Origin of the sequence: Oceanihabitans sp. 2_MG-2023, assembly GCF_030547245.1 — a bacterium.
Classification (GTDB): domain Bacteria; phylum Bacteroidota; class Bacteroidia; order Flavobacteriales; family Flavobacteriaceae; genus Oceanihabitans.
This window is the reverse complement of the sequence record NZ_JAUOQT010000004.1, coordinates 67,121-87,129: the sequence shown is the minus strand read 5'-3', so window position 1 is coordinate 87,129 and position 20,009 is coordinate 67,121. Positions and strand designations below refer to the sequence as shown.

The following is a 20,009-nucleotide window of genomic DNA, read 5'->3' as shown; positions in this document are numbered from 1 at the left end:
CAGTCTATATTATTGCATTTTACTTTATAACCAAAGCCTTATAAACTATGCAAACATTAGATTGGATCGTACTTATAAGTACCTTATTACTTATTGTTGGTTATGGAACTTGGCAAACTCGAGGCAGTAAAAATGTACAAGATTATTTAAGAGGTGGAAATTCTTCCAAATGGTGGACTATTGGTTTGTCTGTAATGGCAACACAAGCGAGTGCCATCACCTTTCTTTCTACTCCAGGACAAGCATTTAATGACGGCATGGGGTTTGTGCAATTCTATTTTGGCTTACCAATAGCAATGGTAGTGATTTGCATGGTATTTATTCCATTATATCATAAACTGAAAGTATATACCGCTTATGAGTTTTTAGAAACCAGATTCGACCTTAAAACCAGAACACTAACTGCTATTCTATTTTTAATTCAACGTGGCTTAGCTGCAGGAATTACTATTTTTGCTCCTGCAATTATATTATCGGCAGTTCTTGGATGGAATTTATTATTACTAAACATCATCATTGGGGTTCTTGTAATTATTTATACCGTTTCTGGTGGTACACGTGCTGTAAACGTCACACAAAAACACCAGATGGTGGTTATTTTCACAGGAATGGTAATTGCTTTTATTCTTATTATCAGCAAACTTCCTGCAGATATAACTTTTTCGAAAGCATTAAATATTGCAGGAGCTAGCGGAAAAATGGAAGTTTTAGACTTCTCTTTCAACTTAAACAATCGATATACATTTTGGTCTGGAATTATTGGTGGTACTTTTTTAATGCTTTCCTATTTTGGTACCGACCAAAGTCAGGTACAACGATATTTATCTGGTAAATCATTAAAAGAAATGCAATTAGGTTTAGTCTTTAACGGCTTATTAAAAGTACCTATGCAATTCTTTATTTTACTAGTTGGAGTTATGGTTTTTGTTTTTTATCAATTTAATCCTGCTCCTGTAAATTTCAATCCTACAGCTACTGAATTGGTTTTAAATTCGGAGTATGCGGAACAATATAAAAATCTTCAACTAGAACAAGAAAAGATTTTTAAAGACAAACAAATTCTAATTGATAAGTACACTACTTCGGAAACAGAACAGCTAAAAAACTACATTCATATAGCCAATCAAGCCAATGATGATATTAGAAACGAAGCCAAAATTTTAATAGAAAAAGCTGGTAAAGCGCAGCAAGTAAAAGTAGAAAGCAACGATAAAGATTATGTGTTTATTCATTTTATATTAAACAACTTACCAAGAGGTTTAATTGGCTTACTTCTAGCTGTAATATTAAGTGCTGCAATGTCTAGTACTTCTAGTGAACTTAATGCATTAGCAAGTACAACTACTATAGATTTATACAAACGTAACACTAGCGAAAAGACTGAGAAAGAAATGGTTAAAACGTCTAGATTGTTTACTCTTGCTTGGGGAATTATTGCTATTGGTGTTGCTTGCGTAGCCAATCTTGCCGAAAATTTAATTCAACTAGTAAATATAATAGGCTCTATTTTTTATGGTAATGTTTTGGGTATTTTTCTTCTTGCCTTTTTCTTTAAAACAGTAAAAGCAAATGCGGTATTTGTAGCAGCATTAATAACGCAAGTGGTTGTTATTAGTTTGTTTCTTTTAAATCAATACGAAATAATAAACCTTCCTTTTTTATGGTTAAATTTTGTTGGATGTATGATAGTAATGGCAATTTCGTTGCTTATTTCTTTTAAAGACTTAAAAAATAATAGTAAATTTACTCTACTATCCATTATCCTTATTTTGGGTTATTTTGGATATCTAATCAATTAATAAATCTATACGAAATGTTCGTTATCGATACTTATTTGCAAGACTATTGTTACAAAAATTAACTTATGAGAAACATCCTACTTATTTTTATTGCTTTAGCTACAAATCTTTCCTTTTCTCAAAGCAATAGTAATAAAGACCCTATTGATGCAATATTAAATAATGGATATTTCAACAATTATAGTTTAGAAAATTTTTATTTACACACCAATAAAAGCGTTTACTTCACACAAGAAGAAATATTTTTTAAAGCCTATGTGGTACATGAAGAGAATAACAAACCTTTTCTTGAAACGACCAACCTTCATATAAACATATACGACTCTGAAAATAAACTGGTAATAAGCGAATTGTTTTATGTAGATAAAGGAATCACTTATGGCACTATTGCTATTCCTGAAGATATAAAAACAGGAAATTATACGATACAATTAAATACTCAATGGAATAGAAATTTTAAGGAAGGCTCCTTATTTCCTATTCAAATTTATAATATAAAGGATACTACTACTTCTATTACTAAACCTCAAAAAAGAATATTAAATCAGGAGGATAGAACTGCTTTCATTAATGTAAAGAAAACTGGATATATACTCGAAGAAAACAAATTAGACAAAAAAGATATTGTTTCCTTTCGACTAAACACAGATAACAACACAGTATTAGCTGAAAAAGACAAATTTATTTATGCAGTATTACATAAAAAAGGAGTAGCTAAATCTGTTGCTCCAATAAAACTTATTAAAGGAATAAATACTTACAAATTAAACTTTTATAAAAACTCACTATACGAAGGCACAAATACCATATCGGTTTTTAATAAACAGAACGAAATTCTTGCGCAAATAAACTACTATAAGTACCCAGAAAAAAAAGTAGACATTATTACTAATGTTTTAAAAGAAACGAAAGACTCTGTAAGTTTAAATATTAAACTGTTAAACAGTTTAAAAGATACCAATATAAGTGTTGCTGTTTTACACCAACAAACGAAAGCCATAGATAGCAATGCTACAATAACGAAAACACTACTAGGAATAGATACTAAAAATGCATTTCCATATAAAGACAAAACAAATACAAAACCTCTATTTACCAGAGAAAATGGTTTAAAAATTATTGGAACAGTTAATAGTAGCATAGAGAATACAAAAAATCACAAAGTAATGCTAACCTCACATGTTAACAACATACTTTTAACTAGCCCGATTACTTCTGATAAAAAGTTTGAATTTAAAAATTTACTATTAAAACATCCTTCCGATTATAAACTTGCTTTGGTAAATAAAAAAGGAGAAATTATAAAAGGTGAATTTTATGTTTATAAAGATTTTGTTACCTACAAAGCAGATAATATTCTAAACAATTATACGGTTATAGACCCTATTATTTCAGAAACCTTAGATGCTGAAAAGGAAATAAATTTGGACAGTACTGTTATAAATTCGAATACAAATGAAATAGTTAATTACTTCCCGCTTAACAATGAAATCGAAGAATTAGAAGAAGTGTTTTTAAAAGACATTCAAAACAAAAAACAACAAAGAGTTAAAGAATTAAAAAAAGAAAATAAATTTTTAGGAATAGGCGCAGGATTTTCAAAAGATTATATTATTGATACTGAAAAAGACTCTCATTTAACCCTCAAAGATTATTTAATAAATATTCCTGGCTTACGCGTTACGGATCAATTTGGTGTTATAAAAGTATACACAAGAAGAATGTCTAATTTACAGAAAAGTGCTGGTGCTTCATTGATGAATATCATTTTAGATGGTATGCCATTTAGCCAAGAAGATGGTTTAGATATTGCATATCTTAATGTTACCGATTTTGAATTAATTAGTGTAAATATATCTGGAGCTGGCTATGGAATTAATGGCTCAAATGGTGTAATAAATTTAATTACTAGAAACGATTTTAGTTATAAAAACAAAGGCAATTCTTTTACTAAAGAATACCAAACAGTAAAAGGATTTAACTTAAACCAAGCACAATTAGAAGACAGTAAACTTACTTTTCCAAGTCTACAGTCACAGTATTATTATAAAACTATAGATTGGATTCCGAACTACAATATAAAAGCAAATAGCTCAAATATTTTAAAAATTAAAAAACCAAAGCATGAAAAGGTTAAGCTGATTATTAATGGTTTTAATGAAAATGGAAATTTAATTAGTAAAATAATAGAACTATAGCCATATAGTATTCGTGATTAATAAATACTTTCACTTACCCTATTCTTTATAGTATTTTAAATTATTATCTTTAAAAAATTCATACAAAAATTATGCAAAGATTCATTGTTATATTAATCACTATATTCAGTTTTCATACTAGTACATATGCACAAAAGGAAGAACAAAATATAACACAATCTTTTGTTTCAAAAAACAACTTTTTGCATCATGAATATTTAGAGAAATTTGCTGTTCACACGAATAAAACAACCTATTTTTCGGGAGAACATATTTGGTTTAAAGCTTATGTGGCTTACGATATCACTGAAACACCAAACTACAAAACCACAAACTTACATCTAAACCTTTACGATACTGAAAAGAAACTAATAGCAAAGCAATTAGCTTATGTTTCTAATGGAAAAGTAGAAGGCAAAATAAAAATACCGGATACTATAAAAACAAATACATATTACTTGCAATTAGACACCAATTGGAATACTAATTTTAATAATACTTACATTAAACCCATTAAAATTAATAATTTAGAAGACGGTTTTATTTCTTCACAAGAAAACACAGAATCTTTAAATACAGATACTACCTTTCAATTCTACCCAGAAAGTAACGTTATTTTAAAAAACACGGAGAATACAATATATTTTTCAAGTACAAAAAACAACGAACCAATAAAGGTTCATGGGAATGTAATAGATAAAAATGGAGAGGTAATCACCGAATTTTATAGTGATAAAAATGGAATTGGAAACTTTCAACTAACTCCTTATGAACAAGATGCATATTCTATAAAGATTAATAATTCTAAGTATAAAATACCGCAAACTCAAGAAACTGGATTTATTATTCACAAAAAAGAAAAACAGGAAAATAAGGATGCAATTAGCTTAAAAATAACAACTAACAAAAGTACCATTCAGCAAGAAAAAGGGAACACTATTTTTGCTGTAATACATAGAAAAGGACATGTTTTATCTGTAATCCCCATTACTATAAGTCAAGAATACTATAGCTATAACCTAAAGCTACTTAAAAATGATCTTTTTAATGGTATTAATACCATAACGCTGTTTAATAATAAAAATCAACCCATTGCAGAACGTAATATTTTTAATACTAATAAAAATCAAATAGAAATAGAAGTAACTAAAATTTCCAATTCAAAAGATTCTACAACCTTAAAAATAAACCTCCAAAATATTTACACTAAAACGAATGCTAGCATTTCGGTTTTACCTGAAAAATCGTTGATGTATCAAAACCAAAATAATATTCTTTCCGACTTTTTAGTGACTCCTTATTTAAACGATAAAACAGGAAACGCAGCTAAATACTTTTTAAATAAATCGACATTAAAAAACCTAGATACATACATACAAACCCAAAACAAAAATCATTTTTCAGTAATTACAAAAAACAAAAAATCCACAAAAAAACCAGAAATTGGAACAAGAATTAGTGGTTCTATATTACTAAACAAAGCGAATAGTGAAAATTCTAGAATAATGCTTACTTCACAAGAAAATAATATTGTTTTAGTATCTAGATTAAAACCAAACAACACCTTTGTTTTTGATAGTCTTTTACTAAAGCAAAACTCTAATTACAAACTTTCTTTAATCGATAATAAAGGGAGACTTTTAAAAGCTATTATTAAGGTAAATGAAGATTTTATAGACTACAAGCCAGAGATTGTTTCTAATAAAAACTTAAAAGAGTTGTACGCAAAGAACTATACCTATGCCAAAATTGAGGACCAAGATTCTAAACAAATAAAAACACAAGAAATTCTAGACGAAGTGGTTATTCAATCGAAAACAAAAAAAACAGTTCTCCCAGATGATTATCCAGACCCTAAAGTTCGTGCAAGTAGCTTTACAAAAACGTATCAAATAAAAGAAAACAGATACTCACCTAACGAAACAGTAATGGATGTTATTAAAGATTTACCAGGAATTGAAGTAGATGTTTTCTCAACAAAAATAAGATCTACTAGAGGAGCAAAATCTATTATCCCAGGCAGTAGAAATGATGAAGTCGCTGTAATTTTAAATGGTGTTAGAGTACCAGATTTCGATTTACTAAGATCTATTAATGCTACAGAAATCGTAGAAGCTAAAGTAAATGCTTCAGGAGCTGGTTATGGATTAGATGGGTTTGCGGGAGTTGTAATACTAAAAACGAAAGGAGAAACAAATACGATTAAAAATTCAGACAATACACTATCTACATTAAAAATTGGGAATGTAGATTTTGGTTTTTCAATTTCAACAGAAAATTATTATAATGAAGATATACAATTTCCAACAAAAAATTCTAAAATATATTATAGCACTCTAGATTGGATACCAAATATAGAATTAAAGCCAAACACAGATAATTTTATAACAGTTTACAACGATAATTTAGAACACATAAAACTAATTATTAATGGCCAAAGCGATAAAGGGGATTTGCTATTTAAAATTACAACTATTAATACAAAAACAAATAGCAATTAGATATAATCCTCTAATTTAATGTCATTAACACCTCCATGAGACGCATGAGTAATAAGGGTTCCATTTTTAATAACTAATAACTGTGGTGACTCATGCATAACCATAAACTTAACGCCAACCGCATCAGAAACAGCTCTATAATTTAGCAAATCTAAATAGTACAAATCCAAATCTTTTTCGGTTAAACCATACATTGCAATAAATTGATTCATAACCATTCTACTAATACCACATCGTGTAGAATGCTTAAATATCACTTGTGTTTTTGTTTTCGATTTTTCCTCAATAAACGTTAGTTGTTGCAAATCATTTAAAGGTATCCAAGGCAAAACCTTTACTTCTTTTGGCTCTTTAGAACCGAATATTTTTTTAAACATACACTCTATTCTTTATTTGCTAGAAAGCAAAATTAATTTTTAAATGAAACAATCTAATACCCTTTTAATGATATTAATCATTCTTTTTGTCGAAACATTATTGTAAACTTACTATTAGTTTACCCAACCAGAGAAACAGACAAAAAGTCATTTCACTACTCAGTAAATCAGACATTTTGTCTCACCTGTTTAACTGGTAAGATTGTTGACTAATACTTATCAGAATAAAGAAAAATAAAACAACATGAACTTTAACAATTATACAATAAAATCGCAAGAAGCCATACAGCAAGCGCAACAAATTGCACAAAGTTATGGTCATCAACAAATTGAAAACGAACATCTCTTTAAAGCTATTTTTGAAGTAGATGAAAATGTACTACCATTCTTATTAAAAAAATTGAATGTTAATATCACCATACTACAACAAATTTTAGACAAAGAATTAGAAAGCTTTCCTAAAGTTTCTGGTGGAGATATAATATTATCTCGAGAAACAGGAAAAACACTAAATGAAGCATCCATTGTTGCAAAAAAAATGAACGATGATTATGTTTCTGTCGAACATTTAATTTTAGCTATTTTTAAATCAAAAAGTAAAATTGCACAGGTTTTAAAAGACCAAAGTATTACCGAAAAAGGCTTACAAGCTGCTATTGAAGAGTTACGTAAAGGAGATAGAGTTACATCGCAAAGCCAAGAAGAAACATACAACTCCTTAAACAAATACGCTAAAAACCTCAACCAATTAGCTAAAGATGGGAAACTAGACCCTGTAATAGGTAGAGATGAAGAAATTAGAAGAATACTTCAAATTTTATCGCGTAGAACCAAGAACAATCCTATTTTAGTTGGTGAGCCTGGAACTGGTAAAACTGCTATTGCAGAAGGTTTAGCACACAGGATAGTAGATGGAGATATTCCTGAAAACTTGATAGACAAGCAAATTTTTGCATTAGACATGGGAGCACTAATAGCTGGCGCAAAGTTTAAAGGGGAATTTGAAGAACGACTAAAAGCAGTTATTAAAGAGGTTACCGAAAGCGATGGGGACATTGTTCTTTTTATAGATGAAATCCATACATTAGTTGGAGCTGGAGGAGGTCAAGGCGCAATGGATGCTGCAAATATTTTAAAACCAGCATTAGCACGTGGAGAACTTCGTGCTATTGGAGCAACCACCTTAGATGAATACCAGAAATATTTTGAAAAAGACAAAGCTTTAGAACGTCGTTTTCAAAAAGTAATGGTGAATGAGCCAGATACCGAAAGTGCTATTTCTATTTTAAGAGGAATTAAAGAAAAGTACGAGACACACCATAAAGTACGTATTAAAGATGAAGCTATTATTGGAGCTGTAGAGCTTTCACAAAGGTATATAACCAATCGTTTTTTACCAGATAAAGCTATTGATTTAATGGATGAAGCTGCTTCCAAACTTCGCATGGAAATAAACTCTAAACCTGAAGAATTAGATGTTTTAGATCGTAAAATTATGCAATTAGAAATTGAAATTGAAGCGATCAAACGTGAAAAGGACGAAACAAAATTAAAATCGCTTCGTGCAGATTTAGCTAATTTAAAAGAAGAACGCAACGAAATATTTGCAAAATGGAAAAGCGAAAAAGATGTTGTAGACAACATACAAACAGCAAAATCCAACATTGAAGAGTTTAAGCTAGAAGCAGAACGCGCAGAAAGAGATGGAGATTATGGAAAAGTTGCCGAAATTCGCTATGGAAAAATTAAAGAAGCACAGGAACAGTTAGAAAAACTACAAAAAGAATTGCAAGAAAATCAAAGTGAAAGCTCTTTAATTAAAGAAGAAGTTACTTACGAAGATATTGCAGATGTTGTTGCCAAATGGACAGGGATTCCTGTTTCCAAAATGCTACAAAGCGACAGAGAAAAACTTTTAAAACTAGAAGATGAGCTACACAAACGTGTTGTTGGTCAAGAAGAAGCTATTGTTGCTGTTAGTGATGCTGTACGTCGTAGTAGAGCTGGCTTACAAAACCCTGAAAAACCAATAGGCACATTCCTTTTCTTAGGTACAACTGGCGTTGGTAAAACAGAGCTAGCTAAAGCTTTAGCAGAATATCTTTTTGATGATGAGAATGCTATGACTAGAATAGATATGAGCGAATACCAAGAACGTCATGCGGTAAGCAGATTAGTTGGTGCTCCTCCTGGATATGTTGGCTATGATGAAGGAGGACAACTTACAGAAGCGGTTCGAAGAAAACCATACTCTGTGGTCCTATTAGATGAAATTGAAAAAGCACATCCAGATACTTTTAATATTTTATTACAAGTATTAGATGAAGGTAGATTAACCGACAACAAAGGTCGTGTTGCCGATTTTAAAAATGCAATAATTATCATGACTTCTAACATGGGAAGTGATATTATACAACAACGTTTTGAAGCAACAAAAGATATAGACTCTGCTATAGAAGCAGCAAAAGTAGATGTTTTAGCAATACTAAAACAAAGCGTAAGACCAGAGTTTTTAAATCGAATAGACGACACCATTATGTTTACTCCTTTAAGTAAAGACAATATTGTTGACATAGTTGGTTTACAATTAAAATCGGTTACCAAAATGGTAGCACAACAAGGTATTACTTTTGATGCTACACAAGAAGCTGTAGAATATCTAGCAAACAAAGGGTATAATCCAGAATATGGAGCAAGACCTGTAAAACGAGTAATTCAAAAAGAAGTTTTAAATGCTTTAAGTAAAGAAATACTTGCAGGAACTGTAACTACAGATAGTATTATTTTACTAGATGCTTTTGATGGAGAATTAGTTTTTAGAAATCAAAATAGCTTGGTTACAGAAAAAGTATAAAACCCTATTATTCTTAAAGAAAACCAAAAGAATAAATGAAATATATTAAAGTATTGTTAACGTAAAATAACTTAAAAGTTTATACGTTTTCATAGTAAGTTGGTTAGTTAGTTGAAAAACAGCGTAAGTCTTAAATTAAGATGCACGCTGTTTTTTTTTATCTACTTTAAAATTCTACTTCATTCTTAATCTACAACTAATCGTTTGGTATCTATTTTTTCACCATCAACATAAAGCGTGTAAAAATAAACTGAAGATTGCAAATTGTTTTTAGTTAAAGTAACCGAACCATCACCAAATTTTGTAACAGGAATATCATAAACCACTTGACCTAAAGAAGATACTACTTGAATGTTAGCAGTATTATATTTATTTGGTATAAAATAGTTTATCGTTGTAGTAGATTGAAAAGGGTTTGGAATATTTTGATTTAATCTAATATTTGCATTATCATTTAAATCATCAGAAATATCTGCAATACCTAAAGTTCCACCACAAGCACAAGCTTCAACAGCATCCATTCTAGCCATTAGTGCATCAATTTGCGCTTGTTGTGCTATATTTTCATTTTCTAAATCGGTAATTGCTGTCTGTAAAGGTGTTAAAATTGGTGCTAAATCTACATTTACTGATGATCCGCCTTCAATAGCAATAGTTAAAGTAGTATCTACTATAGAAGCAGAAGTTAAATTTTGGTTATCACTAGAAGGGTCTACCCAAGCAGTTCCATCAAAATAATAGGTTTTATTTTCATCGGTATCATACACTAACATACCTGCAACTGCAGCTGTTGTTAAAGCAGTTCTACTTGCAGTAGTTAACCTATTTAATAATAATGCTTTATCTGTTGCAGCAAGATCTAAAGACGCATTAGCATCTGGAGTATTTGTTGCAATTCCGGCTTGACCGGTAATATAGGTATTACCTATAATTGCAGCATTACCATTTACCTCTAATTTCTCTGAAGCAGAGTCGTCTCCCAAACTAACATTACCAGTAGAAGCAACAAATAAAGAGTTTGTTGCAGCTCCTGGTTGCATTCTAAAAGGCAACAAAGTCCCATTAGTTATATCTCTTATAAAAAAGTTAGCTTCATTACCTCCAACATCCCAAGTTTGCGCCGGCCAACCATTAGCCTCATTTTGCTCTAAACGTAATGTTGGTGTATCTCCATCTGTAACGTGTAACTCTACAAGTGGTGCAGCATTACCAAATCCAACATTACCAGAAGCATTAATATATAAGGCATTGTTTCCTGCACCTGCCATTATTCTAAATGGATTGGCTCCTGAACTAGCATCATCAATAGCAAAATAGTTTAAACCGCCATCACTGCTATCATTAATAGTAATCCTCCAGTCATTAGAAGGAAAACTACCACTTTCAGAGGTGTCTTCAAAATGAATTCTTAGATTATTTTCTTTAAGCCTAAAAGTATCAAAGCCAAAAGATTCACCATCTATAGCATCGAAACCGACAACTGCACTACCTTGCACTACTAAATCATCGGCAAAAACTTGATCTTCCGGTACCGGAATATCTTGATCTTGTTGCGCGAAAAGTGTTGGGCTAAGTATAAGACATAGCAACATAAAAAAAAAGTTTTGTTTTTTCATAATATATATTAAGTTGATTATTAGCCTTCGAAAGGTAAATAAATTTAATACATCAGCAAAAAAAAACCCTTTTAATACTTAAAAATCAGGGGTTTATACTTGGTTTAAAAAAATGCAAACAAAATATTTTTCGACATCAAAACCATAGGAAGAGTTGGCATATTTACACTATAATTTTAATGCTTTTTTAGATTTTTCTAGCTGCTGCTGAAAAGTTTCAGCATCCAAATCTTTTTTCCAAGTGGGAACTAATTGGTTTAATATTTCTTTTCCTTCGGAAGTATTTAAAATTTCAGGAAAAGCTTTTTCTAAAACTTCCAGCATTACAGAAGGCGCAGTAGAAGCTCCAGGAGAAGCGCCTAACAAACAAGTAATACTCCCGTCTTTACTACTTACTACCTCTGTACCAAATTGAAGTTTACCTCCTTCAAATTCGTCTTTTTTAATGATTTGTACGCGTTGACCAGCAACAAGAATTTCCCAATCTTCGCTTTTTGCTTCTTTAACAAATTTTCGTAATTCCTGCATTCTATCTTCATGACTAGAAGTGACTTGTTCAATTAAATATTTAGTTAAAGGCAAATTGTGCCAAAATGCACCAAGTAAAGGGGAAATATTATCCAATTGCACCGATTTAAATAAGTCAAGGTTTGAACCTTCTTTTAAAAACTTAGGACTAAAACCTGCAAAAGGACCAAAAAGCAGTTCGCGTTTTCCATTAATATATCTTGTATCTAAATGTGGTGTAGACATTGGTGGATCTCCAATTCCTGCTTTACTATACACTTTTGCATTGTGTTGTTTTATAATTTCTTCATTTTTACAAACCAACCATTCGCCACTAATAGGAAAACCGCCATAACCTTCTTTTTCATCAATCTCTACTTTTTGTAGTAACAACAAGCTTCCTCCTCCTGCGCCAATAAAAACATGTTTGGATTCTAGGTTGTATTTCTCTTTAGTTTCTAGGTTTTTTATTTCTACAGTCCAATCAATATCTGCGCTAGGATCTACATCTTGCACTTCCATATTACAATGCACAGGAGTATTGTATTTGGTTTCTAATATTTTAAAAAGACTTTTGGTAAGAGCTCCATAATTTACTTCTGTACCTCTTTCAATTCGGGAAGCAGCCAAAACTTCATCCTCCTTTCTATCTTGCATGATTAAAGGAAACCACTCCTTCATTTTATTAGAATCTCTTGTAAATTCTATGGTATTAAACATGAAATGATCTTTCATTGCATGGAAACGGTTTTCTAAATAATCGGCATTTTCCTTCCCTATAACCCAACTATGATGTGGCACAGCAGCTATAAATTCCTCAGGGATTTCTAATAATCCTTCTTCTGCTAGATAGCTCCAAAATTGTTTAGAGATTTCAAACTGTTGGCAAATTTTAATGGCTTTTTCTATCGCTACCGATCCATCTTCATTTTCTGGACAATAATTAAGTTCACAAAGTGCAGAATGTCCTGTTCCAGCGTTATTCCATGCAGCAGAACTTTCTTGTGCAACGGCACTTAATCGTTCAACGATTAAAATTTTTAATTCTGGTTTTATAATTTTTGATATAAGTGCTAATGTGGCACTCATAATTCCTCCTCCAACACAAATTAAATCGTATTCTTTAACACTACTAATATCTTGCATTTTTTTTATTATTTAGGCTTCAATATATGCAAGTCCTTTGAAATAATTAATTTTTAAATAAAAAAAAAGGTCGCAAAAAGCGACCTTTTAAATAAAACTTCTTTCTAATTAGAACAGTCTATAACCAATACCAACTCCTGCTATAAAAGGATTAATATCAACATCTGCACCAACCGTAGCTCCTAATGCTGTTGTTGCATCGACAGTAACATCTGTGTTTAACAATAAATATTTAGCATCTAAATTAACAAACCATTTATCAGTAATATCAAAGTCAAATCCTAATTGAAAAGCGAATCCGAAAGCGTTATCATATTCTACTTTATCTGCTACTGGACCAGATTTTTCATCAAAGAATAAAGAATAATTAACTCCTGCTCCAATATAAGGACGTACTAAATCTCCATTAAAATGATATTGTAATGTTAACGTTGGTGGCAACAATCTAACAGAACCTAAAGGAATATCACCCGCAGCTGTTGCAACTGCTTTTACATCATGTTTTGTTGTAGCCAAAATCAACTCTGCAGCTATATTTTTTGTAAAAAAATAAGTTAAATCTAATTCTGGTACATAATTATTGGTAATTTGAACATCACCTCCTATGGCTTCAATGGTAGCGGATTCATCTGGTGCAACGACTAAAGCTCTAACTCTAAGTTGAAATTTAGTATATCCTGTGTTTTCTGCTGATGTATTCTCCTGAGCATTAGCTGAAAAGAAAGTAAAACATGCCATTAAAGCGGTAATAAATATTTTTCTCATAATTAATTGGGTTAAAATTTTAAACAAAATTAATAGTGAAAAAGACCTTAAAAGATGACAAAAGTCATAGACTGACGTTTTATTTTTTTTCATTTTTAAGGAAAGAATAATACTTATAAATTAGCCTTAATTTTTAAATAAAATGAAGTAATTTTATAGTCAATTTACACTACAATGGAATTAAATAAATATATAGATCATACGCTTTTAAAAGCAACTGCAACTAAAGAAGATATTCTACAAATATGCAAAGAAGCTAAGGAATACAACTTCTTTTCGGTATGTATAAACTCTTGTTACGTAACACTAGTTAAAGAAGAATTAAAAAACACAACAGTAAAAACATGTAGTGTTATAGGCTTCCCTCTTGGTGCCATGAGTACTAATGCAAAGGTTGCGGAAACCAAGCAGGCTTTAAAAGATGGAGCCGATGAAATTGATATGGTTTTAAATATTGGACTTTTAAAAAGTCAAGATTATGAAGCCGTATCGCAGGATATTGAAGCGGTAAAAAAAGTAATACCAAATCATACGCTAAAAGTTATTTTAGAAACCTGTTATTTGGAAGAAAAAGAAATTATAAAAGCCAGTGAATTAGCTATTAACTCTGGAGCAGATTTTATTAAAACTTCTACAGGTTTCGGTACTGGAGGAGCAACAATAAAAGATGTAACACTTATGAAATCGGTTATTAAAAATGGAGATACAAAAATAAAAGCTTCTGGAGGAATTAGAGATACAAAAACAGCTATAACCTACATTAATCTAGGTGTGGACAGAATAGGTACCTCTAACGGAATTGCTATCGCTACAGGAAATACTGCCAAAGAAAATAATTACTAAAATTATATAAAACACAAAAAAACTTTAAACAAAAAACATGAGCATACACATTGGCGCCAACAAAGGCGATATCGCAGAAACTATTTTACTTCCTGGTGACCCTTTACGTGCAAAATGGATCGCCGAAACTTTTTTTGAAAACCCAATTTGCTTTAATGAAGTAAGAGGTATGTTAGGCTATACGGGGACGTATCAAGGAAAGCGTGTTTCTGTAATGGGAACAGGAATGGGTGTGCCTAGTATTTCTATATATGCGCACGAATTAATTACACAATTTGGTGTTAAAAACCTTATTCGAGTTGGTAGTTCTGGTTCATACCAAAAGCATATTAAAATTAGAGATGTAGTTTTGGCTATGGCTGCCTCTTCGAATTCAGGAGTAAATGAACTCCGTTTTGGAGGTGCAGACTACGCGCCTACTGCTAATTTTGAGTTATTTCAAAAAGCTGTAGAAGCAGCAAAAACTAAAAATGTTGCAATAAAAGCTGGAAATGTTTTTACTAGCGATGAGTTTTATGCTGACGATTTTGAATCGTATAAAAAATGGAGCAAATTTGGTGTCCTATGCGTCGAAATGGAAACTGCTGGTTTGTATACAGTTGCTGCAAAGCATAACGCAAATGCACTAACAATACTTACTATTTCGGACTCTTTAGTAACTGGGGAAACAACAACAAGTAAAGAAAGAGAAACTACCTTTAAAGATATGATAGAAATTGCCTTAGAATTAGCATAAGCCTTTATTTCACTATTATGTCTTTTAGTTCTATTTTGGATAATAATTTTAAATTCCCCTTTTCAAAAGCCTTGTCTGTTTCTATAAGATGTAGGCTTTTGTCTTTAGGAGCATAATTATTATAATCTACAAAACGTAAACCATTAACGATTCTTACATTATAGGCTTCACGAAAACGCATACCAACACCAGATACTTCTTGATAAGAGTATGCTAAATAATCTACAGTATATGTTTCAGAATTAATCCAATACACGAAAACATCTTCGTAATCTTCACCGCCTCCCTCTTGATTAAAAGTCACTTTAATTTTATGATACTTTTTTCCTTTAACAACTACTTCCCCTAGTTTGTTTTTAATAACAGCTGAATCATTTAAACCATAAGGAAGCAAAGCAAAATAATGCACAGAATTAACTGAAGCTTCATATTTTACAGCCACACTATCTGCTATCGTTATAGCTTTATCATCTATAAACCTTGTAAATCCTTTATTATTTAAAACATCACGAATTATAGAAACAGAGTCTTTAAACACACGTTCGTACTGATATTTTTCTGTATCACGAATAGCCTTGTAATGCTTGTCTCTAAAATTAAAATCAATTTCTGCAGTTACATATTTTTCCCCTCCTGCTACCTCAATTGCCTTATCAACAATAGCATTTGCTGTTTCTGTTTTTTTTGAATTACAAGCAATAAAAAGAAAACAAACGACAACTATATATTTTAAATTTTGCATGAATTATTTTTTTCTTTAGGTTGTCGCAAAATTATTCAATTAATAACATTTAAGTACTTAATTTAATTGTGTAATTTTGGCAACCATGCAAAACACTGTAAACATAAAAAACAAAAAAGCAAGATTCGAATACGAGATACTCGATAAATATACTGCTGGAATTGTTTTAACTGGAACCGAAATAAAATCTATTAGAGATAGTAAAGCCTCTATTGCAGAAAGTTTTTGCGAGTTTAATGAACAAGGAGAACTGTTTGTTATAAACATGACTATTCAAGAATATGTTTATGGTAACTATTATAACCACAGGCCAAAAGCAGAACGTAAACTTTTGTTAAACAAGCGTGAGTTAAAAAAACTAGCCAAAGATGTAAACACAAAAGGTTTGACAATTGTTCCGCTTCGATTATTTTTAAACGAAAAAGGTTTGGCTAAACTAGACATAGCTCTTGCTAAAGGTAAAAAGCTTTTTGACAAAAGAGAGACGATGAAAGACAGAGATAATAAGCGTGATCTAGATCGAATTAAGAAAAATTTTTAATCAACACACAAACATTCTTTATTAACTATACTATACTTTTTTTATTTCTACAAACCCCTCAAAATAAGGTTTATTGTTCCTTGTTAATAAACATAATTTATAAATAAGTAATATAACATTAACGTATTTACGTACTGAATCTGTGCCTATATTTTATTAATTCTTATCTTCTAATAGAGGTACAAAACGAAACTCGCCAAACTCGTGTTTTTCAAATTCTTTTTCTCCTTTTCTAATAAATAAGGTCATCGTTTGTACATCGCCTCCTACCGGAATAACTAAACGCCCTCCAATGGCTAACTGGCTTAACAAAGGTGTTGGAACAAAAGGAGCCCCAGCTGTTACAATAATACTAGCAAAAGGCGCTTCTAATTTTAAACCTTTATAACCATCTCCAAAAATGAGTTTCTTTGGCCTGTAGCCAAGTTTAGGTAAAAACTTACTCGTTTTTTTAAAAAGTTCTTGTTGTCTTTCTATACTATACACTTTTGCCCCTAACTCGCACAAAACTGCTGTTTGATAACCACTTCCTGTACCAATTTCTAAAACTTTATCGGTAGGTTTTACTTGTAATAATTCCGATTGAAAAGCGACTGTATATGGTTGCGAAATAGTTTGATCTGCCGCAATAGGGAAAGCTTTATCTTGGTATGCATGATCTAAAAAACTGGAATCCATAAACAAATGTCTAGGTATTTTTCTAATAGCAGCTAGAACTTGTTTATCTTGTATTCCCTTAGCAACTAGAACATCCACTAGTTTTTGCCTTAATCCTTGGTGTTTAAATGTATCTTTCAAAAAAGTAAGTTCGTTTAGGATGCTAAAATTAAACAAAGATTTTAAAGACCATAAATAAAAATGCAAAAAAAAAGCATCAAATTAGAATAACTTGATACTTTCTTTTTAGAGAATTATCTTTTAATTACTTACAATAATTTTATATGTTGTAACATCTTCTTTACCTACTAAAGCGATCATTTCTTTTGCTTTCTCTAAAGAAGCCGAATACCCTCTTGCTGTTCCATAATTACTCTCTACTTCCCACAAATACATGTCTTTTTTGTAATTATTATAGTAGGTATCTACTTTAGTTTTTAAGGTTTTAACTTGTAAATCGGATGTGCCATTACTTGCTGAAATAGTAGTTGATATAAAAAATACTGCGCTTAATGTTATGATTAATTTTTTCATGATTTTATAGAATTTTAGTTAAACAATATGTGCTCTTATAAGTAGTACATTATATTTACGTTTTACGCTTTAACAATAGATTTCGCACAAATCACAAACTTACGTTAAAAGGTAGTTAAGGCTTTCTTAATAGGAATTCCTTTAAAAAGATTCCGGAGAATTAACAATTAAAAAATTAAAAATCTTATTTTTGTTAAAAACGTAAAAGTATGCTGAAAGCAGGTGTTCTTGGTGCTGGTCATCTTGGGAAAATTCATTTAAGATTACTTCATCAATCTAAAAAATACAACCTTGTTGGTTTCTATGATGCTAACAAAGAAAATGCAAAAAAAGTTGCTGCCGAATTTGGTTACACTTATTTTGATTCTATTGACAAACTTATTGAAGCTGTAGACGTGGTAGACATAGTCACGCCTACACTTTCTCATTACGATTGTGCAAGACAAGCGATAGCAAAAGGCAAACATATTTTTATTGAGAAACCAATAACCAATACCGTTGAAGAAGCTGAAACCCTTAGAACTTTAGTTGCCGAATATGGTGTAAAAGGTCAAGTTGGTCATGTTGAAAGATTTAACCCAGCCTTTATTGCTGTTAAAGACATGCTTGACAAACCAATGTTTATTGAAGCACATCGTTTAGCCGAATTTAATCCTCGTGGCACAGATGTTCCCGTAGTTTTAGATTTAATGATACACGATATAGACATTATATTAAGCGTAGTACAATCTAAAGTAAAACATGTTAGTGCTAGTGGAGTATCTGTAATTAGTGACACGCCAGATATCGCTAATGCAAGAATAGAGTTTGTAAATGGCTGTGTAGCTAACCTTACAGCAAGTAGGATTTCTTTAAAAAACATGCGAAAAACACGTTTCTTTCAACGTGATGCATATGTTTCTGTAGATTTTTTAGAAAAAAAATGTGAGGTAGTTAAAATGAAAGATGCCCCAGAAACTCCTGGCGATTTCGACATGATTCTACAAAATGCGGAAGGTGTAAAAAAACAAATTTATTTCGATAACCCTGAAGTAGATGGAAATAACGCTATTCTTGACGAATTAGAAACTTTTGCAGATGCAATAAATAACAACACAAAACCTATTGTAACCCTACATGATGGTACAGAAGCTTTACGTGTAGCTAACATGATAATTGATCAATTTTAGTAGACGCGGTAAACAAATAAAAACAAACGAACAATTAATCACAATTTCCTTTAACAGGAAAAAATATAACTTCTCTTTTTTATGAAAAACGTAGCAGTAATTGGAGCTGGAACCATGGGGAATGGAATTGCGCATACTTTTGCACAATCTGGATTCCAAGTACAACTTATAGATATTAGTGAAGCATCTCTAGAAAGAGGCATGCAAACCATTGCTAAAAATTTAGACAGAATGGTCGCTAAAGGAAAAATTACAGAAACGGACAAAGCAAACACTTTAGGAAACATTACAACCTTTACTACTATTCCAGAAGGCGTTAAAAACGCCAGCCTTGTTGTAGAAGCAGCAACAGAAAATGTAGATTTAAAACTTAATATTTTTAAACAATTAGACAAAGCTTGCGCGGAAGACACCATCTTAGCATCTAATACCTCATCTATCTCTATAACGCAAATTGCTGCAGTTACTAATCGTCCAGAAAAAGTAATTGGTATGCATTTTATGAATCCTGTGCCAATTATGAAATTGGTTGAAATCATAAGAGGTTACAATACAAGTGACGCAGTAACAAAAACCATCATGGAACTTTCTAAACAATTAGGAAAAACGCCTACTGAAGTTAATGATTACCCTGGTTTTGTTGCCAATAGAATTTTAATGCCAATGCTTAATGAAGCAATTGAAACCTTATACAACGGCGTAGCGGGAGTACAAGAAATTGACACCGTTATGAAGCTTGGTATGGCGCATCCAATGGGACCATTACAATTAGCAGATTTTATTGGGTTAGATATATGCCTTTCTATTTTAAATGTAATGTATGACGGGTTTAAAAACCCTAAATACGCGCCTTGCCCACTGTTAGTAAATATGGTAAGTGCTGGTAAATTAGGGGTAAAATCTGGAGAAGGTTTTTATGATTATTCTGAGAGCAGAAAAGCAGAACATGTTGCTAAGCAATTTTTGAAGTAAAAAATAATATGTTGTGAAAAAAGATTGCCAAGTCCTTCGTTCTCGCAATGAC

At 31.3% G+C, this 20,009-nt stretch carries 16 protein-coding genes; 9 read left to right on the top strand and 7 right to left on the bottom strand.

What is annotated here, in order from left to right; genetic code table 11:
- Positions 1 to 47 precede the first annotated feature (47 nt).
- The 3 genes from Q4512_RS09850 to Q4512_RS09840 all read left to right on the top strand — a co-directional run bounded on the left by Q4512_RS09850 (position 48) and on the right by Q4512_RS09840 (position 6,498).
- Positions 48 to 1,799, top strand: coding sequence for a sodium:solute symporter (locus Q4512_RS09850; protein ID WP_303424112.1), 1,752 nt, complete (start codon positions 48 to 50; stop codon positions 1,797 to 1,799).
- Between the two features lie 65 nt (positions 1,800 to 1,864).
- Positions 1,865 to 3,997 carry a hypothetical protein gene (locus Q4512_RS09845; protein WP_303424111.1) on the top strand — a complete coding sequence of 711 codons (2,133 nt, stop codon included), beginning with the start codon at positions 1,865 to 1,867 and terminating at the stop codon, positions 3,995 to 3,997.
- Between the two features lie 92 nt (positions 3,998 to 4,089).
- Complete coding sequence (locus Q4512_RS09840) at positions 4,090 to 6,498, top strand: hypothetical protein (protein WP_303424110.1); 2,409 nt, start codon at positions 4,090 to 4,092, stop codon at positions 6,496 to 6,498.
- Here the strand turns inward: Q4512_RS09840 and ytxJ are convergent.
- The gene (gene ytxJ / locus Q4512_RS09835; protein WP_303424109.1) at positions 6,495 to 6,875 is read right to left on the bottom strand and encodes a bacillithiol system redox-active protein YtxJ; all 381 of its coding nucleotides are present in this window, start codon (positions 6,873 to 6,875) and stop codon (positions 6,495 to 6,497) included. The two genes, Q4512_RS09840 and ytxJ, sit on opposite strands and share 4 nt — an antisense overlap.
- Positions 6,876 to 7,119: 244 nt before the next feature.
- Here ytxJ and clpB point away from each other — a divergent pair, with 244 nt between their 5' ends.
- Positions 7,120 to 9,729 (top strand): ATP-dependent chaperone ClpB, encoded by a 2,610-nt coding sequence (gene clpB, locus Q4512_RS09830; RefSeq protein WP_303424108.1) that lies wholly within the window; start codon positions 7,120 to 7,122, stop codon positions 9,727 to 9,729.
- Between the two features lie 185 nt (positions 9,730 to 9,914).
- Here the strand turns inward: clpB and Q4512_RS09825 are convergent, their stop codons facing one another.
- The 3 genes from Q4512_RS09825 to Q4512_RS09815 all read right to left on the bottom strand — a co-directional run bounded on the left by Q4512_RS09825 (position 9,915) and on the right by Q4512_RS09815 (position 13,763).
- Positions 9,915 to 11,321 (bottom strand): T9SS type A sorting domain-containing protein, encoded by a 1,407-nt coding sequence (locus Q4512_RS09825; protein WP_303424107.1) that lies wholly within the window; start codon positions 11,319 to 11,321, stop codon positions 9,915 to 9,917.
- Between the two features lie 192 nt (positions 11,322 to 11,513).
- Positions 11,514 to 12,998, bottom strand: a complete 1,485-nt coding sequence (gene mqo, locus Q4512_RS09820; RefSeq protein WP_303424106.1) for a malate dehydrogenase (quinone) — start codon at positions 12,996 to 12,998, stop codon at positions 11,514 to 11,516.
- A gap of 108 nt (positions 12,999 to 13,106) precedes the next feature.
- Positions 13,107 to 13,763 (bottom strand): OmpW family protein, encoded by a 657-nt coding sequence (locus Q4512_RS09815; RefSeq protein WP_303424105.1) that lies wholly within the window; start codon positions 13,761 to 13,763, stop codon positions 13,107 to 13,109.
- A 174-nt stretch (positions 13,764 to 13,937) separates the two neighbouring features.
- On the opposite strand from Q4512_RS09815, the gene deoC reads away from it, so the two are divergent.
- Together deoC and deoD are read left to right on the top strand one after the other, a co-directional pair.
- Complete coding sequence (gene deoC / locus Q4512_RS09810; protein WP_303424104.1) at positions 13,938 to 14,606, top strand: deoxyribose-phosphate aldolase; 669 nt, start codon at positions 13,938 to 13,940, stop codon at positions 14,604 to 14,606.
- A 37-nt stretch (positions 14,607 to 14,643) separates the two neighbouring features.
- A complete protein-coding gene (gene deoD / locus Q4512_RS09805; RefSeq protein WP_303424103.1) occupies positions 14,644 to 15,342 on the top strand; it encodes a purine-nucleoside phosphorylase in 699 nt (232 codons plus the stop codon).
- 4 nt (positions 15,343 to 15,346) lie between these two features.
- Here the strand turns inward: deoD and Q4512_RS09800 are convergent, their stop codons facing one another.
- The gene (locus Q4512_RS09800; protein WP_303424102.1) at positions 15,347 to 16,084 is read right to left on the bottom strand and encodes a DUF6503 family protein; all 738 of its coding nucleotides are present in this window, start codon (positions 16,082 to 16,084) and stop codon (positions 15,347 to 15,349) included.
- A gap of 85 nt (positions 16,085 to 16,169) precedes the next feature.
- Between Q4512_RS09800 and smpB the strand changes: the two genes are divergently transcribed.
- Positions 16,170 to 16,625, top strand: coding sequence for an SsrA-binding protein SmpB (gene smpB, locus Q4512_RS09795; protein WP_303424101.1), 456 nt, complete (start codon positions 16,170 to 16,172; stop codon positions 16,623 to 16,625).
- A gap of 156 nt (positions 16,626 to 16,781) precedes the next feature.
- On the opposite strand, the gene Q4512_RS09790 is transcribed toward smpB, so the two are convergent.
- Both Q4512_RS09790 and Q4512_RS09785 read right to left on the bottom strand, forming a co-directional pair.
- Positions 16,782 to 17,423, bottom strand: a complete 642-nt coding sequence (locus tag Q4512_RS09790) for a protein-L-isoaspartate(D-aspartate) O-methyltransferase (protein WP_303424100.1) — start codon at positions 17,421 to 17,423, stop codon at positions 16,782 to 16,784.
- Between the two features lie 120 nt (positions 17,424 to 17,543).
- Positions 17,544 to 17,816: a hypothetical protein gene (locus tag Q4512_RS09785; RefSeq protein ID WP_303424099.1), complete on the bottom strand. Its 273-nt coding sequence runs from the start codon at positions 17,814 to 17,816 to the stop codon at positions 17,544 to 17,546.
- 209 nt (positions 17,817 to 18,025) lie between these two features.
- Between Q4512_RS09785 and Q4512_RS09780 the strand changes: the two genes are divergently transcribed.
- Entirely contained in the window at positions 18,026 to 18,985 is a 960-nt protein-coding gene (locus tag Q4512_RS09780; protein ID WP_303424098.1) for a Gfo/Idh/MocA family protein, read from the top strand.
- A gap of 81 nt (positions 18,986 to 19,066) precedes the next feature.
- Complete coding sequence (locus Q4512_RS09775; RefSeq protein WP_303424097.1) at positions 19,067 to 19,957, top strand: 3-hydroxyacyl-CoA dehydrogenase family protein; 891 nt, start codon at positions 19,067 to 19,069, stop codon at positions 19,955 to 19,957.
- Positions 19,958 to 20,009: the final 52 nt, after the last annotated feature.